11 protein-coding genes and 1 tRNA gene are annotated in these 15,182 nt (G+C 53.5%); 6 read left to right on the top strand and 6 right to left on the bottom strand.

Translation table 11 applies throughout. The features are described from left to right. The first annotated feature begins 106 nt into the window (after positions 1 to 106). Positions 107 to 799: a two-component system response regulator TorR gene (gene torR / locus RTM06_RS02925; RefSeq protein WP_312179843.1), complete on the top strand. Its 693-nt coding sequence runs from the start codon at positions 107 to 109 to the stop codon at positions 797 to 799. On the opposite strand, the gene torT is transcribed toward torR, so the two are convergent. Further along, positions 772 to 1,797: a TMAO reductase system periplasmic protein TorT gene (gene torT, locus RTM06_RS02920; RefSeq protein ID WP_312179841.1), complete on the bottom strand. Its 1,026-nt coding sequence runs from the start codon at positions 1,795 to 1,797 to the stop codon at positions 772 to 774. The genes torR and torT overlap by 28 nt on opposite strands. 78 nt (positions 1,798 to 1,875) lie before the next feature. On the opposite strand from torT, the gene torS reads away from it, so the two are divergent. The 3 genes from torS (at position 1,876) to RTM06_RS02905 (ending at position 6,588) form a co-directional block, all read left to right on the top strand. Continuing rightward, the gene (gene torS / locus RTM06_RS02915) at positions 1,876 to 4,593 is read left to right on the top strand and encodes a TMAO reductase system sensor histidine kinase/response regulator TorS (RefSeq protein ID WP_312179839.1); all 2,718 of its coding nucleotides are present in this window, start codon (positions 1,876 to 1,878) and stop codon (positions 4,591 to 4,593) included. A 78-nt stretch (positions 4,594 to 4,671) separates the two neighbouring features. Next, positions 4,672 to 5,331: a DUF1345 domain-containing protein gene (locus RTM06_RS02910; protein ID WP_312179837.1), complete on the top strand. Its 660-nt coding sequence runs from the start codon at positions 4,672 to 4,674 to the stop codon at positions 5,329 to 5,331. A 309-nt stretch (positions 5,332 to 5,640) separates the two neighbouring features. Beyond that, positions 5,641 to 6,588 (top strand): hypothetical protein, encoded by a 948-nt coding sequence (locus RTM06_RS02905; RefSeq protein ID WP_312179835.1) that lies wholly within the window; start codon positions 5,641 to 5,643, stop codon positions 6,586 to 6,588. A gap of 288 nt (positions 6,589 to 6,876) precedes the next feature. Here RTM06_RS02905 and RTM06_RS02900 read toward each other — a convergent pair. The 5 genes from RTM06_RS02900 to xylF all read right to left on the bottom strand — a co-directional run bounded on the left by RTM06_RS02900 (position 6,877) and on the right by xylF (position 12,020). Beyond that, positions 6,877 to 6,971, bottom strand: a tRNA-Sec gene (locus tag RTM06_RS02900). Between the two features lie 61 nt (positions 6,972 to 7,032). Beyond that, complete coding sequence (xylR, locus tag RTM06_RS02895) at positions 7,033 to 8,211, bottom strand: D-xylose utilization transcriptional activator XylR (protein WP_061719296.1); 1,179 nt, start codon at positions 8,209 to 8,211, stop codon at positions 7,033 to 7,035. Positions 8,212 to 8,304: 93 nt separating this feature from the next. Continuing rightward, positions 8,305 to 9,486: a xylose ABC transporter permease XylH gene (xylH, locus tag RTM06_RS02890; RefSeq protein ID WP_312179832.1), complete on the bottom strand. Its 1,182-nt coding sequence runs from the start codon at positions 9,484 to 9,486 to the stop codon at positions 8,305 to 8,307. Further along, on the bottom strand, positions 9,479 to 11,005 hold the full coding sequence (locus tag RTM06_RS02885; protein WP_312179830.1) for a xylose ABC transporter ATP-binding protein: 1,527 nt from the start codon (positions 11,003 to 11,005) through the stop codon (positions 9,479 to 9,481). The genes xylH and RTM06_RS02885 overlap by 8 nt, the downstream gene beginning before the upstream one ends. Positions 11,006 to 11,027: 22 nt before the next feature. Then, positions 11,028 to 12,020 (bottom strand): D-xylose ABC transporter substrate-binding protein, encoded by a 993-nt coding sequence (gene xylF, locus RTM06_RS02880; protein WP_008105256.1) that lies wholly within the window; start codon positions 12,018 to 12,020, stop codon positions 11,028 to 11,030. 345 nt (positions 12,021 to 12,365) lie between these two features. Here xylF and xylA point away from each other — a divergent pair, with 345 nt between their 5' ends. Continuing rightward, complete coding sequence (gene xylA / locus RTM06_RS02875) at positions 12,366 to 13,688, top strand: xylose isomerase (RefSeq protein WP_312179828.1); 1,323 nt, start codon at positions 12,366 to 12,368, stop codon at positions 13,686 to 13,688. Between the two features lie 17 nt (positions 13,689 to 13,705). Beyond that, positions 13,706 to 15,148: a xylulokinase gene (xylB, locus tag RTM06_RS02870; RefSeq protein ID WP_312179826.1), complete on the top strand. Its 1,443-nt coding sequence runs from the start codon at positions 13,706 to 13,708 to the stop codon at positions 15,146 to 15,148. Positions 15,149 to 15,182: the final 34 nt, after the last annotated feature.

The following is a 15,182-nucleotide window of genomic DNA, read 5'->3' as shown; positions in this document are numbered from 1 at the left end:
ACATCGCGCGGCAATTCTAGGGATGAGATATGAACAAGGTCAGCGGGCGGCGTGAACAGAATGCGGAGAAATATGAACAGTTATGAACAAAATGGCGGGGATAGCGATGTCGCATCACATCGTGATTGTTGAAGATGATGTCGTGACCCAGGCGCGGCTGCGCGATTACTTCGTGCAGGAGGGCTATTGCGTATCGGTGACTGCCAGCGGCGCGGGATTGCGTGAGCACATGCTGTTGCAGCCGGTGGATCTGGTACTGCTCGATATCAATCTGCCCGATGAGAATGGGCTGCAGCTAACGCGCGCGCTACGTGAGCGATCGACGGTCGGCATCATTCTGGTAACGGGCCGCAGCGACCAGATTGATCGTATCGTCGGGCTGGAGATGGGCGCGGATGATTACGTCACTAAACCGCTGGAACTGCGCGAACTGGTGGTGCGGGTAAAAAATCTGCTTTGGCGCATCGATCTGGCGCGTCAGGCGCAGCCGATGCCGGAAGAGAACAGCTATCTGTTTGCCGGTTACAGCCTGAATATTGCCCGTCACACGCTGGAGCATGAAGGTGCTTTGATCAAACTGACACGCGCTGAATACGAGATGTTAGTGGCGTTTGTCACCAATCCCGGCCAGATTCTTAGCCGCGAAAGGTTATTGCGTATGCTGACTTCCAACCGCGTCGAGCAGCCGGATGCGCGCACGGTGGATGTGTTAATTCGCCGCCTGCGTAGCAAATTGCGCAGTGAGTTATTCGTTACCCAGCACGGCGAAGGCTATTTGCTGGCGGCGGAAGTGCGTTGATAGAAGTAAACCGGACGAAATCCCGGCGGCGAAAGGGAAAGCGCAACGCGCGCGCTGTTGCTGTTTTCTGGCGTTAAAACCAGAATCGGCGGGCTGATATTATCCGGCACATCTTGTCCTTGCAGCACCTGCACCGCTTGCTCCACCGCTAACTCTCCTTGCCATACCATCTGATCGCTGGCTGCCACCAAAATGCGATCGCGCTTCAATCCGCGATAGACCTGATGCGTCAGATAAAATGACGCAACCTCCAGCGGCGCAGCCCGATTACGACCTTCGCCCATCGCTACTTCGGCCGCGATGGCTGTGCCTGCCACCAGATTGATTTCAGGAAAACGCTCCAGTCGATCCTGCAACAAATTGCGCTGCACCTCGATGTCATTATCGCCATAAGCCACATCAACAATTTCCAGCGCGCTGCCCGCTAAGGCCGCACGAAAACCGGCGCTCATCTCCTGGCTGCCGCCCGCGTCAATCGGACCTGGCATCAACAGAATACGCCACGCTTTGTTGTGATGATGCGTAACCAGATAGTGGCCGGTTTGATAACCCATTTGAAACCAGGGAACGCCCACACGCGTGCGCACCGGCACATCTTGGATGGCATTGACCACCTCAATCAACGGCGTGTGTTTGGCAAACAGCGCCGCATCAGGAAACTGCGCCACGCTGCTGCCGAGTAAAATGGCATCGGCGCCCCAACGTTGACAGGCTTGCAGCTGATGTTGCTGTACGCTGCCCTGACGATAACCGCCCGCTTCAAAAACATTGAGCGTGACACCCAAACGCTCCGCCGCCTTACTCATGCCATAGTTGATCGAGAGCCAATAACCGTCTTTGAGGTTGGGGTAAAGTGCGCACAATTTCCAGGCGCGTGACGCTTGCAGCGCCGGCAAACTGGCGGCTGGCGTGCTGCGATTATCCTGCCAGTTCAGCAGCGTCTGCGCCGCCGAGAGCGGTGCAGCCAGCATCATCATCAGTAAAAAGAATATGCGCATAATTAACCCCAAAAATATTGTGGCTAATGCTAGTGGCAAGGTGCCGCCCAACTCAACCGTTTTCTCTTGCGGAGCCACATGACCAGCAGTTCGTTAATTCGTCGATTATGGCTGGCTTTTGCCTTAATGGCCTTTCTCACGCTGCTCAGCGTGGCAACGGGCTGGATTAACCTGCGCATTGTTGGTCGCGTCGAACAGGCCAATACGCAATCTTTGTTATCGAGCATGAATATTGCGCGCCATCTCAGCGTTGCCAGCGCCAAAAAGCTGTTTTCGGCCCAGCAGCTGCTCAGTGCCCGCGATGAGCAGGAGTGGCAGACGCAGTTCGCCATGCTCGGCAGCCAGAGCCAGAAAATCGTTCATTTACTCAGCCAGCTTAGCGCGCACGGCTTCGACACGCGCGCAATGGCGCAACTGGAAACTGCAATTCGTCAGGCGATCGTTCAGCAGGGCGATGTGGTGCACCAGCGGCTGCAACTGACTCAGCAGCAGCGTCAGTTAAGTGAAGAGATTGCCGTCGCCGCGCATCGCATCGCTGATTTGGCGCAGGGTCAGGCGAGCAATGCGGCAACCGCTGCCGGCGCGACGCAGGCGGGGATTTACGATTTGATTGAACATCAGCGCAGCGCGGCGGCGGGGCAAGCGCTGGATCGACTGATTGATGTCGATCTCGAATACCTCAATCAGATGGGGGAACTGCGCCTCACCGCGCTGCGCGTGCAGCAAATTGTGATGCCACTGCAGCGCTATAGCGGCGCGACAGAGCAGGGCACATCCCCGCTCGCCGAGCTGATACAGGTGCTGCATCGCCGCCAGCAGCGAGTGGAAGATCCGCGTATTCGCGATGAAATTGGCCTGGCGCTGAACAGAATTGAGCAATATAAAACGCTGCTGATAATGTGCGATCAACAGCAGCGCTTATATGCGCAACTGCAGGATTTATCACAGCAGAACCTAACACTTTTCAGCCACTTCAGCGCTGAAATGGGGCGTCAGGTGAGCGACGTTGAACAGCGTAACGCGGAGGCACTCAGCCTGGTCAATCGTGCACGCGTATTCGGCACGTTGGTGCTGGTGTTACTGGGAATCACCGCGTTACTAACCTTGTCGCTAGTGCTGTGGCGACTGGTTTATCGCTCGATTTCACAGCCGTTAGCGCGGCAAACCGATGCGTTACAGCGATTACTGGATGGTGATCTCGATTCTCCCTTTCCCGCCAGTGAAAATGCCCGCGAACTCAACACCATTAGCCGCCTGATGGAAGCTTTTCGCACCAATGTGCGCGCGCTGCAATATCAACAGCAGCATCTGGCGGATCTCGTCAAATCCCGCACCGAGGCATTGCAGGCGCTGGTCATCGAACATCATCAGGCCCGCGCTGATGCTGAGCAGGCCAACCGTGCCAAATCGGCGTTTCTGGCGGCGATGAGCCATGAAATCCGCACGCCGCTGCACGGCATTCTTGGCACCGCGCAACTGCTTGCCGATCAGCCTTTGAGCGCCAGCGATCGACGCTATGTGCAGGCCATCAACGATTGCGGCGAAACGCTGCTGTTTATCCTTAATGACATTCTCGATTATTCGGCGATCGAGGCCAGCCCGAAAAGTATCACCTTACAAAATGCGCCATTTGAACCGAGCCAGTTGCTGAATAGCGTTGCGCAATTGATGAACGGGCGAGCGCAGAGCAAAGGGTTGGCGCTAAAAATCGATGTGGAGGCAGATGTTCCTGTTTGGCTGCAGGGTGATGTACATCGCTTACGTCAGATAGTGATGAATTTGCTGATAAATGCGCTGAGATTTACTGAACGAGGTGCGATTGTGCTGCGTATTGGCAGTGATGCGACTAAGTGGTTTGTTGAAGTGGAGGATGGCGGCTGCGGTATCGCACCTGACGATCAGGACGCGATTTTTGCGCCATTCGTGCAACTGCAGCCCGGCAAAGGCGGCACTGGATTGGGCCTGGCGATTTGCCGTGGTCTGGCACAGGCGATGCAGGGAACCTTGAGCGTTATTAGCCAGCCGAATGTCGGCAGCTGTTTTCGCCTTAGCTTGCCGTTGGTCAATGCTGCGCCGCTGGCGGCTCCGGCAACAGCTACGTCCGCCAATCTCGCCCATTTGCATGTGTTGGTCATCGAAGATAACCCGCTAACGCAGCAGATAACGGCGGAAATGCTGACGCGCAAAGGCGCGCAGGTGACGATTGCCGGTAGCGCACAGGCGGCGCTGAGCATATTGGCGCAGAGCGATGCTTTCGATTGTGCTTTGGTGGACTTCGCGTTACCCGATGCTGATGGCATAAAGCTGGCGCAACAGCTCGCCACTTTGTATCCCGCCATGCAGCGCATCGGTTTCAGTGCCAGCGTGCCCGATGAAATGCAGCGGCATGTCGGCAGTTTGTTCTGCGGCATTATTCAGAAACCAATACAGGGTGAAACGCTGTGTCAGCAGATTGTGCATTTTCTGGCATCCACGCCTGCGAGCGAAATTAACGAGGCGCAGCTCGAACAGGATTACGCCGCGTTTGGTGTTGAGACTTTGCGCGGTTGGCTGACGCTTTTTCGCCAGCATGCGCTGCCATTGCTGGACTCTATCGAAGCCGCCGAAGATGAAGCCAGCGTGTCGCGGTTGGCGCATCAGTTGAAAAGCAGCTGCGGCAGCCTGGCGATGCAAACCGCTTTTCAAGCCTGTGCGCGGCTTGAGAAAGAACCACGGGCGGATATTCCGTTAAGGGCGATTGTTGAGCGTGGGATGATGCACGTCGACAGTTGGATCGCTATGCAAGTTGTTCGGTAATACCGAACAACTGATACAACCTCATTAACAGCGTCTACAGTTAACCTATCCACCTTCTTTCACTAAGCCTCTGACACCATGAGCCTTTCCCTGATGCATTACCTTCGCGCACGCCTGCGTTTACTGGTTTCGATTGTGGCTGGCGTGGCCTGTTATTTTTTCCTGCCTGCACATCTGGGCATGTTGCAGCGTCTGCTGATTGGCTGGAACGTGCTGGCATGGCTCTATCTCGCTTTTCTGTGGGTGCGCATGTTAGGTACGGAGGCCAAAGACATTCCGCATATTGCGAAAATCGAAGATGAAAGCGCGACGCTGGTACTGAGTATGGTGACGCTCACCTGCATGGTTAGCATTCTGGCGATCCTGATGGAACTCACCACTCTGAAAAGTCTGACAGGAACGCCGCGTGTACTGCATCTGCTGCTAACAGCAGCAACCTTGGTGGTCTCATGGGCGCTGCTTCCCACTTCATTTGCCATGCATTACGCGCATCATCACTATTTGCGTCGCAGCAAAGATGTCACGCCGATGATCTTTCCCGAAAAGCCCGAGCAGCCGGGATACTGGGATTTTCTCTATTTCTCTTTCACCATCGCGGTGGCTTCGCAAACCGCCGATGTGGCAACGGGCACCACGGATATGCGGCAAATCGCTCTGTTGCAGTCGGTGATTTCGTTCGTGTTCAATCTGGCGATTTTGGGATTGTCGGTGAATGTGGGGGCGGGATTGTTGAGTTAGCGGTAGGGGATAAAATTAGAGGCGGAAGATCACAGAAGTTATAAATATAGTTAAATTAATACGCCCATCAAGACCCAAAGTTTAACGTAGTTAATGAGTACGTTACTTGTTTTATTAAAAATTTATGCTTAATTTTGATGTTTTTAATGGTTTTATATTCCAGCAATTTAATTTTTTTTGGTGATAAATTTTTTTGTGTTTAATATGTATTATAATTGGCATGTTGGGGCTATTAATGGTTGATCGTTCATGATTTAAGCGTTATAAATTAAATTTATTTTTATCTTTATGAAACTACACGGATTAGTTATGTCTTTAGATGTTGCCTACTCTTTAGAAATAGAAGATTTTATTGATGCTGATAAAGCTTATGAGTTTTACTGGTCAGGCCTAATAACTAACAAAAAAGCTTTCATTTGTCCTGGCGATAACTGTAATGCCCAAGTGACGTGCGCCAATATCGATGAAGAAACCCACAATATGAGAGTTGTACCACATTTTAGGGTATATGGAGATCATGGTGAAAATTGTGAGGTTTTCAATAAGGTCCCGCTGAAAATATTGGAGGTTATTACTAGTGAAGGTAATAATGATAAAAAGTCTGTTGATTTATCAGTGGTCGATTCATTTTTTCTAACAAGACCTGATTCGTATTATGATGTGAAAGATAAAAAAAATAATATTGAAGAAGATGTAAGCGAAAAGAGAAGCTATAAAAGTAAATCGATAGAATACAATATCAAGCAAACCGGTTTTATCAGTAGCATTTATTCGGTTAGAACAACTGTCAGTAGATTTCTCAGATACTCTGCGGATAGAACAGTTGGTAACAGAATTATAAATATAAGTGGAAGTAGCATCCCTTACCCTTCATTCTTTAAGTTAATTTGGGAGCAAGATTTTGAGAGTTTACCTGATCATAGCTTGATATATTATGGTTGGGCTTATGTAGATAGGCACGAAAATGGATATAAAGTAAAGTTTAAAAAACGTCTTAAAAATAAGCTTGGGGTACTTTTACCTGTTACTTTATTTATTGGTGATAAATTAATTGAGAAATATCCGATTAAAAAATTAGTGACCAAAAGGATTTCTTCAATTTCTTCTATGAGTAAGCCCACAGCCTTTGTATTTATCTATGGTAAGCCAAGACTATACAAGTCTCCAACAACATCTAAGGAATACATAAACTTTGATTTATATAACCTCGATATGGTTGATGTTAATAAAGATAGTCCAATGCCAAAGAAAAAATAAAAAGTAAGGTTTATTTTGATGAGTATGGTAATTTTAATCGATTAAAATAAAGTTCCTCAGCCAGTAAAAAATATAAGTCTATCAGTGTAAGATAATAGAGGTTTACAATAGTGCTTTTTAGTATTTAACGAATGGCGGCAGAAAGGGCAGCGCATCATTTTTATTTCTGATTTTCGCGGCGTTTTTATTTCAGTTCATTTGTCAGCTTAAGAAGCTATGACGGGATGCGGTGAAAAAGTATATTAACGCTGGTCAGGGCAAGGCAATTTATGATGTGTGTAACAGAAGTGGCGGAAGATCACAGGAGTCGAACCTGCCCAGGACCGCTGGCGGCCCCAACCGGATTTGAAATCCGGCCGCCTCACCGGAGACGACGATCTTCCTTTGAAGATGCCGCAGGAGTATAGCGACAATCGCGGCGGAATTCTTGATCTTAGCCGTGCGTCACAGCACGTTTTCACCGTGAAGCTGCCGATACTCCTTCGGCGTGTTGGCATAACTCTTCTTAAACACCGAATAGAAATATTGCAGCGACGGGTAGCCACACATTTGTGAGATCTCATTGATGCTCAATGAAGAACACGCCAGCAGTTCGCGCGCTTTCTCCAGTTTTTCGCGGTGAATCATGGCGTGAATGGTGTCGCCGGTTTCATCACGGAAGCGTTTTTCCAGATTCGATCGTGAGATGCCGATGGCATCCAGCACCTGTTCAACCTTGATGCCTTTGCAGGCGTTGAAGCGGATGTAATGCATCGCCTGAATCACCGCCGGGTCGTGCAAGGAGCGGAAATCGGTGGAGCGGCGCGCAATCACTTTTACCGGTGGCACCAGAATTCGTTGCAGTTGCAGAGGCTGATTATCCAGCAGGCGATGCAGCAGTTTTGCCGCCTGATAACCCATCTGGCGCGAACCCTGTGCCACGGACGAGAGCGCCACGCGCGACAGATAACGCGTCAGTTCCTCGTTATCGATACCGATCACTGTGAGCTTTTCTGGTACCGGAATTTTGAGATATTCGCAAGCCTGTAGCAAATGGCGCGCACGCGCATCGGTGACGGCGATGATGCCGGTTTGCTGTGGCAACGTTTGCAGCCAATCAGCCAGGCGGTTTTGGGCATGCTGCCAGTTTTCCGGCGCTGTTTCCATGCCCTGATAGACCACGCCTTGATAACGTTCACGCGCCACCAGCTGGCGAAACGCATGCTCACGTTCTTGCGCCCAGCGTTTGCCGCTGGCTGCGGGCAAACCATAGAAAGCAAAGCGGTTCACGCCTTTCTCTTTCAAATGCAAAAAGGCGCTCTCGACCAGCGCGGCGTTGTCGGTGGCGATGTAATGCACGGGCGGATAATCCTGCGGCTGATGGTACGATCCACCAACACCGACAATCGGCACCGACACGTTGGCCAGCAGTTTTTCAATTGAGGGATCGTCGTAATCCGCGATAACTCCATCGCCCAGCCATTCCCGGATGTTGTCGATGCGACAGCGAAAATCCTCTTCAATGAAAATGTCCCAATCCGTTTGAGATGCCTGTAAATACTCACCGACGCCCTCAACCACCTGGCGGTCATAAACCTTATTGGCGTTGAACAGCAACGTAATGCGAAAGCGTTTCTCATGCATCGTGGCGCACTCTCCTAAATCGACAGCACCTTGCATAGCATGGCACGACGGACAGCAGAAAGAATTTGCGCCACATTGTGATCCCCCACGCGATTACACCCGACGGCGCGTCGCGGTATCCATCCACACCGCCAGCAGCAGGATGGCGCCCTTGACGATGTACTGCCAGAAAGTCGGGACATCCATCATGCTCATGCCGTTATCCAGTGAAGCCATGATAAATGCGCCGATGACCGCGCCTGCTACCGAGCCAACGCCGCCCGCCAGGCTGGTGCCGCCAATCACGCAGGCGGCGATGGCATCCAGCTCGGCGATGTTGCCTGCCGATGGTGAACCCGCGCCAAGGCGTGAGCTGAGAATCAGGCCCGCAATCGCCACCATCACGCCATTGATGGCGAAGACCGCCAGCTTGGTGCGGGCCACATTAATGCCGGAAAGGCGCGCGGCATCCAGGTTGCCACCGATGGCATAAATCCGGCGGCCAAAAGCCGTGCGCGTTGCCATAAACATGCCGCCGAGCAGCAACAGCGCCAGCAGCAACACCGGCGTTGGTACGCCGCGATAATCGTTAAGCAGCCAGATCGCGCCTAACACCAGAACAGCGGTGATGACCTGTCGCACCAGCGCACCGCTGAAGGAGGTTTGCGTCAGACCCAGCTGTTGGCGACGCAGACGCAAGCGCCATTGCCAGAGGATAAACAGCGCCAGACCGGCAAAGCCGAAGCCGAAACCGATCCCGCCAGGCAGATAGCTTTGCCCAATCTGCGACATCGCTGGGCTGGTGGGCGCTACGGTTGTGCCGTCGGTGATGCCGACCAGAATGCCGCGAAACGCCAGCATTCCCGCCAACGTGACAATAAACGACGGGACTTTGCGATAGGCCACCCACCAGCCGTTCCAGGTGCCGAGTAGCAGGCCCATCACTAAAGTTACGACGATGGTGAGCGGCAACGGCCAACCGAGCCAGACGTCAAAGATGGCCGCGGCACCGCCAAGCAATCCCATCATCGAACCGACTGAGAGATCAATTTCCGCTGAGATAATGACGAACACCATGCCGACCGCAAGAATGCCGGTGATGGCGGTCTGGCGCAGCAGGTTGGAAACATTACGCGCGCTGAGCCACGCACCGTCGGTGGTCCAGGTGAAGAACAGGGCGATCAGCACAATCGCACCCAGCATCACCAGCACCTGCAGATTCGGCAGCGAGACTTTACCTGGCGCACCTTTACCCGGCGTGGTGAGGCCGCGTTGCGTACTTTCGGTCTTAAACATAGTGTTCACTCCGCAGGGCGGCTTCCATCACCTGCTCCTGAGTCAGGTTATCGTTAATCAGATCGGCTTTGACTTTGCCTTCATGCATCACCAAAACCCGATCGCTCAGGCCCAGTACTTCGGGCAGCTCAGACGAAATGACAATCACGGCAATCCCTTGCTGCACTAACGAATTAATCAGCAGATAAATTTCCTGGCGCGCGCCCACATCAATGCCGCGCGTCGGCTCATCAAGAATGAGGATTTTTGGATTGAGCAGCAGGCATTTAGCGAGGATCGCTTTCTGTTGATTCCCGCCGCTCAGGCGACCAATCGGCAGGTCTGCCGACGAGGTTTTTACCCGCAGGCGTGCAATGGCCTGGTTAATTGCCTGCTGCTCCTGCGCTTCATCCAGCAGCGAAAGTCGGTGACTAAATTGGTCCAGCGCGGCCAGCGTGATGTTTTTGCCCACGCCCATCAGCGGCACGATGCCATCCTTTTTGCGATCTTCCGGCACCATTGCGATGCCGTGAGCGATGGCGGCGCGGCAGTCATTGATACGGACTTTCTTACCGTTGATGCGAATATCGCCCTGCCAGCGCCCCGGCCAAACGCCAAACAGACACTGCACGGTTTCGGTTCGCCCGGCACCGACCAGCCCGGCAATGCCAAGGATTTCGCCGCGCTTCAGGCTGAAAGAGACGTTATCCACCCGGCGAATATGGCGGTTGATGGGATGCCACGCCGTGAGGTTCTCCACCTGCAGCAGGGTTTCGCCAATCTCGTGTGGGCTATGCGGATAGAGCGCCGTCAGTTCGCGCCCGACCATCATAGTGATGATGTCATCCTCACTCAGCCCGGCGGCCGCGCGGGTCGCGATATGCTGGCCGTCGCGGATCACGCAGATGGTGTCCGAAATCGCCTTTACCTCATTGAGTTTGTGCGAGATGTAGATGCAGGCGATGCCGTGTTCGCGCAGGTTTTTGATGATGCTCAGCAGCACCTCGGTTTCCTGTTCGGTGAGCGAAGAGGTCGGCTCGTCGAGGATTAGCAGGCGCACCTGTTTATTCAGGGCGCGTGCAATCTCCACCAGCTGTTGCTGGCCTAATCCCAGCTCGCCGACGCGCGTATCCGGCGAGACATGCAGCTTGACCCGCTCCAGCAGCTGCTGGCAGCGCAGCGTCATGGTTTCGTCATCCACCATGCCGAAACGCCCCAGCTCAGCGCCGAGGAAAATGTTCTCCATCACCGTCAGCTGCCGCACCAGCGCCAGCTCTTGATGGATGATCACGATCCCTTTGCGTTCAGTATCGCGAATGGTCTGCGCCTGAATCTCGTCGCCCGCAAAATGGATAGTGCCTTCGAAGTCACCGTGCGGATAAAGGCCGCACAGGATCTTCATCAGCGTCGATTTTCCCGAGCCGTTTTCGCCGCACAGCGACATCACTTCACCCGCTTCCAGCTGCAGGCTCACGTCATCCAGTGCTTTCACCGCGCCGAAACGTTTGGTGATATGGTTCATTTCCAGCAACATCGACATATCTCCTTCGCGGGCTCGCGCCTCAGAGTTCGCTCTGCTTGTGGAAGCCGTCTTTAACTACCGTGCTTTCAATGTTGTCTTTGTTGACCGGAATAGGATTCAGCAGGCGCGATGGCACATCTTTCAGGCCGTTGTTGAGCTTGCTGTTGCTGGCGGGTTGTTTGTCGTCACCGAGTTCCACCGCGATTTTGGCCGCTTCGGTCGCCAGTTCAGTGATAGGTTTGTAAACCGTCATGGTTTGCGTGCCATTCATAATGCGTTTGATGGCGGCGAGATCGGCATCCTGACCGGAGATCGCGACTTTGCCGGAAAGTCCCTGCGCGCTTAATGCCTGAATGGCACCGCCTGCGGTGGCATCATTCGACGCTACAACGGCATCAATGTGGTTGCTGTTCGCGGTTAAGGCGTTTTCCATTATTTTCAGCGCATTTTCCGGCAGCCAGGCATCAACCCACTGATCGCCGACCACTTTAATGCTGCCATTATCAATATAAGGTTTTAACACTTTCATCTGACCGGCACGGAACAGGCGCGCATTATTATCCACCGGCGATCCGCCCATCAGGAAGTAATTACCTTTAGGCACTTGCTTTACAATACTTTCGGCCTGTAATTCGCCCACTTTTTCATTATCGAATGAGATATAAAAATCAATATCGGCGTTATTTATCATGCGGTCATACGCCAGCACTTTAATGCCTTCACGTTTCGCTTCCGCCACCACGTTACTTAAAACCTGACCGTTATAAGGAATGATGACCAATACATCGACGCCGCGATTGATCATATTTTCAATTTGCGACATCTGCGTTTCTTCGTTGCCGTTGGCCGATTGCACAAACACTTTGGCGCCCAGTGATTCGGCTTGTTTAACAAAGATATCGCGATCTTTTTGCCAGCGTTCCAGACGTAAATCATCAATAGCCATACCGATTTTGACTTCTTTAGCGCTACCCGCGTGACTAAACAGGGCCAGAGCCGCGCAGGCGGCCAACAGTGATTGTTTCATGTTCATGGTATTAATCCTGTAGGTTGAGGCTGTTGTCGTTGTAAGGCTTATAACCAGGCCGATGAATTGTTGCCCTGAGTTTCAGATGACATCAATTACTGATTTTTATCCGGCTATTACGTTTTTTGGTTTATTTGCGATTTTATGAGCGCGATCGATATTTCAACGCTTTCAGAAAAAACGAAGTCGAGAAGTCGGAATGAAAATAACGACATTATTTTGCGAGCTGGCGCACAAATAATAATTATCTTACGTCGAGTGTTAAATATCGTAATTGAGCAGCAGTAAATTACATCATCACAATAACCGCTCAAAGCTGACCATTCGGGTCCTCATGCTAAGGAGCTAACTATGCACGCCTATTTCGACCAGCTTGATCGCGTTCGTTATGAAGGGAGTAATACCCGCAATCCTCTGGCGTTTCGTCATTACAACCCGGACGAAGTGATTCTCGGTAAAACCATGGCGGAGCATCTGCGCTTTGCGGCCTGTTACTGGCATACCTTCTGCTGGAACGGCGCGGATATGTTTGGCGTTGGGGCATTTGATCGTCCGTGGCATAAGCCGGGAGATGTGCTTGAGCTGGCGAAACAAAAGGCCGATGTCGCCTTTGAGTTCTTCCATAAACTGAATGTGCCTTATTACTGCTTCCACGATGTGGATGTCTCACCGGAAGGCGATTCGCTGAAAAGCTATCGTGAAAACTTTGCCGTGATGACGGATAAGTTGCTGGAAAAACAGCAGGAAACCGGCGTGAAACTGCTGTGGGGAACCGCCAACTGCTTTACCCATCCGCGTTACGGTGCGGGTGCGGCAACCAATCCGGATCCAGAAATTTTTGCCTGGGCCGCCAGTCAGGTGTGCAGCGCCATGCAGGCCACGCAAACCCTCGGCGGCGAGAACTATGTGCTGTGGGGCGGGCGCGAAGGGTATGAAACCTTACTGAATACCGACCTGCGCCAGGAGCGCGAGCAGATTGGCCGGTTTATGCAGATGGTGGTAGAGCACAAACATAAGATCGGCTTCCATGGCATGTTGCTGATTGAGCCCAAGCCGCAGGAGCCGACAAAACATCAGTATGACTATGATGTGGCAACGGTTTATGGCTTCCTGAAGCAGTTCGGGTTAGAGAAAGAGATCAAAGTGAATGTGGAGGCTAACCACGCAACGCTGGCGGGCCACTCATTCCATCATGAAATCGCAACGGCCATCGCGCTGGGCATTTTTGGCTCGGTGGATGCTAACCGTGGCGACATGCAGTGTGGCTGGGATACTGACCAGTTCCCGGTCAGCGTGGAAGAGAATGCGCTGGTGCTGTACGAAATTATCAAAGCGGGCGGATTCACCACCGGCGGCTTAAACTTTGATGCCAAAGTTCGCCGTCAGAGCACCGACAAATATGACCTGTTTTACGGCCATATCGGCGCAATGGATACCATGGCACTGGCGTTAAAAGTCGCGGCCCGCATGGTGGCGGACGGCGAGCTGGATAAGCGTGTGGCACAGCGCTACAGCGGCTGGAACGGTGAGTTCGGACAGCAGATTCTGAAGGGCGAATTTTCCCTCGCCGCGCTGGCGGAACAGGCGCAACAACAGCAATTCAATCCACAACATCGTAGCGGACGCCAGGAACAGCTGGAGAATCTGGTGAATCACTACTTGTTTGATTTTTAACTTTTCAGGAGCGCAGCATGGTTATCGGCATCGATTTAGGCACCTCTGGAGTGAAAGTGGCATTGCTGGATGCGCACGGCAAAGTGATTGCAGTGGAGAGTGCGCCGCTGGAGGTGTCGCGGCCGCAGCCGTTATGGAGCGAGCAAGATGCCGAAAGCTGGTGGCGGGCGACCGATCGTGCCATGCAGGCGCTGGCGCAGCAGCACGATCTCAGCGGCGTGAAGGCGATTGGCCTGAGCGGGCAGATGCACGGTGCCACCTTGCTGGATAGCGAGAATCGGGTGCTGCGTCCGGCGATTTTGTGGAATGACGGGCGCAGCGGCGAGCAGTGTCAGGAACTGGAAAAGCGCGTGCCGGATTCGCGTCACATCACCGGCAATCTGATGATGCCCGGCTTCACCGCGCCTAAGCTGCTGTGGGTGAAACAGCATGAGCCGCAGGTGTTTGCCCAGGTGGCGAAAGTGCTGCTGCCAAAAGATTATCTGCGCTTCCGCATGAGCGGCGACTTCGCCAGCGATATGTCGGACGCGGCGGGAACGATGTGGCTGGATGTGGCGCAGCGCGACTGGAGCGATGAGATGCTTAGCGCCTGCGAGTTGCAGCGCAGCCAGATGCCGCAACTGTTTGAAGGTAATCAGATCACCGGCACGTTATTGCCAGATGTCGCCGCGCGCTGGGGCATGCAAAGGGTGCCGCTGGTGGCGGGCGGCGGCGATAACGCGGCGGGCGCGGTGGGTGTCGGCATGGTCGAGCCGGGACAAGGCATGCTGTCGCTCGGCACGTCGGGCGTCTATTTCCTGGTAAGCGACGGTTATCTTAGTAATCCTCAGCGCGCGGTGCACAGCTTCTGCCACGCGCTGCCGCAGCGCTGGCATTTGATGTCGGTGATTTTGAGCGCGGCTTCCTGTCTCGATTGGGCGGCGGCGTTAACCGGTTGTGAGGACGTGCCGCAACTGCTGAGTGAGGCGGAGAAAGCGCGCAGCGATGTGCCGCCGGTATGGTTCCTGCCTTATCTCTCTGGCGAACGCACGCCGCACAATAATCCGCAGGCGCAGGGCGCGTTCTTTGGTTTAACGCATCAGCATGGCCGCCCAGAACTGGCGCGCGCGGTGCTGCAAGGCGTGGGCTTCGCGCTGGCCGAAGGCATGGATGCGGTGCATGAGTGCGGCGTGCAGCCGAAAACCGTGATGCTGATTGGCGGTGGTGCACGAAGTGCGTACTGGCGTCAGATGCTGGCGGATATCAGCGGGCAGACGCTGGATTATTGTCACGGCGGCGAAGTCGGCCCGGCGCTGGGTGCAGCGCGACTGGCGCAGCTGGCGATTGATCCGGCGAGCGAATGGCCGTCGCTTGAACTGGCGCAGCGGCATCAACCCGATGCGGCGCGGCATCAGGCGTATCAGCCGCAGCGCGCGGTGTTTGCGCGCTTGTATCAGCAGCTGCAGCCGTTGATGTCTTGATGTGGGAGAGTGATGGCTGGATTTGGCAGGGTGT

Origin of the sequence: Pantoea sp. CTOTU46764, assembly GCF_031974595.1 — a bacterium.
Taxonomy (GTDB): domain Bacteria; phylum Pseudomonadota; class Gammaproteobacteria; order Enterobacterales; family Enterobacteriaceae; genus Pantoea; species Pantoea trifolii.
Note: the sequence above shows the minus strand (reverse complement) of the source record. Positions and strands in the feature narration are given on the sequence as shown.

Coding starts and splice junctions, on each gene's coding strand:
- xylH (WP_312179832.1), bottom strand. CDS start 9,486: ATGTTTAAGACCGAAAGTACGCAACGCGGCCTCACCACGCCGGGTAAA.
- xylB (WP_312179826.1), top strand. CDS start 13,706: ATGGTTATCGGCATCGATTTAGGCACCTCTGGAGTGAAAGTGGCATTG.
- xylA (WP_312179828.1), top strand. CDS start 12,366: ATGCACGCCTATTTCGACCAGCTTGATCGCGTTCGTTATGAAGGGAGT.
- RTM06_RS02910 (WP_312179837.1), top strand. CDS start 4,672: ATGAGCCTTTCCCTGATGCATTACCTTCGCGCACGCCTGCGTTTACTG.
- torT (WP_312179841.1), bottom strand. CDS start 1,797: ATGCGCATATTCTTTTTACTGATGATGATGCTGGCTGCACCGCTCTCG.
- xylR (WP_061719296.1), bottom strand. CDS start 8,211: ATGCATGAGAAACGCTTTCGCATTACGTTGCTGTTCAACGCCAATAAG.
- torS (WP_312179839.1), top strand. CDS start 1,876: ATGACCAGCAGTTCGTTAATTCGTCGATTATGGCTGGCTTTTGCCTTA.
- RTM06_RS02885 (WP_312179830.1), bottom strand. CDS start 11,005: ATGTCGATGTTGCTGGAAATGAACCATATCACCAAACGTTTCGGCGCG.
- xylF (WP_008105256.1), bottom strand. CDS start 12,020: ATGAACATGAAACAATCACTGTTGGCCGCCTGCGCGGCTCTGGCCCTG.
- RTM06_RS02905 (WP_312179835.1), top strand. CDS start 5,641: ATGTCTTTAGATGTTGCCTACTCTTTAGAAATAGAAGATTTTATTGAT.
- torR (WP_312179843.1), top strand. CDS start 107: ATGTCGCATCACATCGTGATTGTTGAAGATGATGTCGTGACCCAGGCG.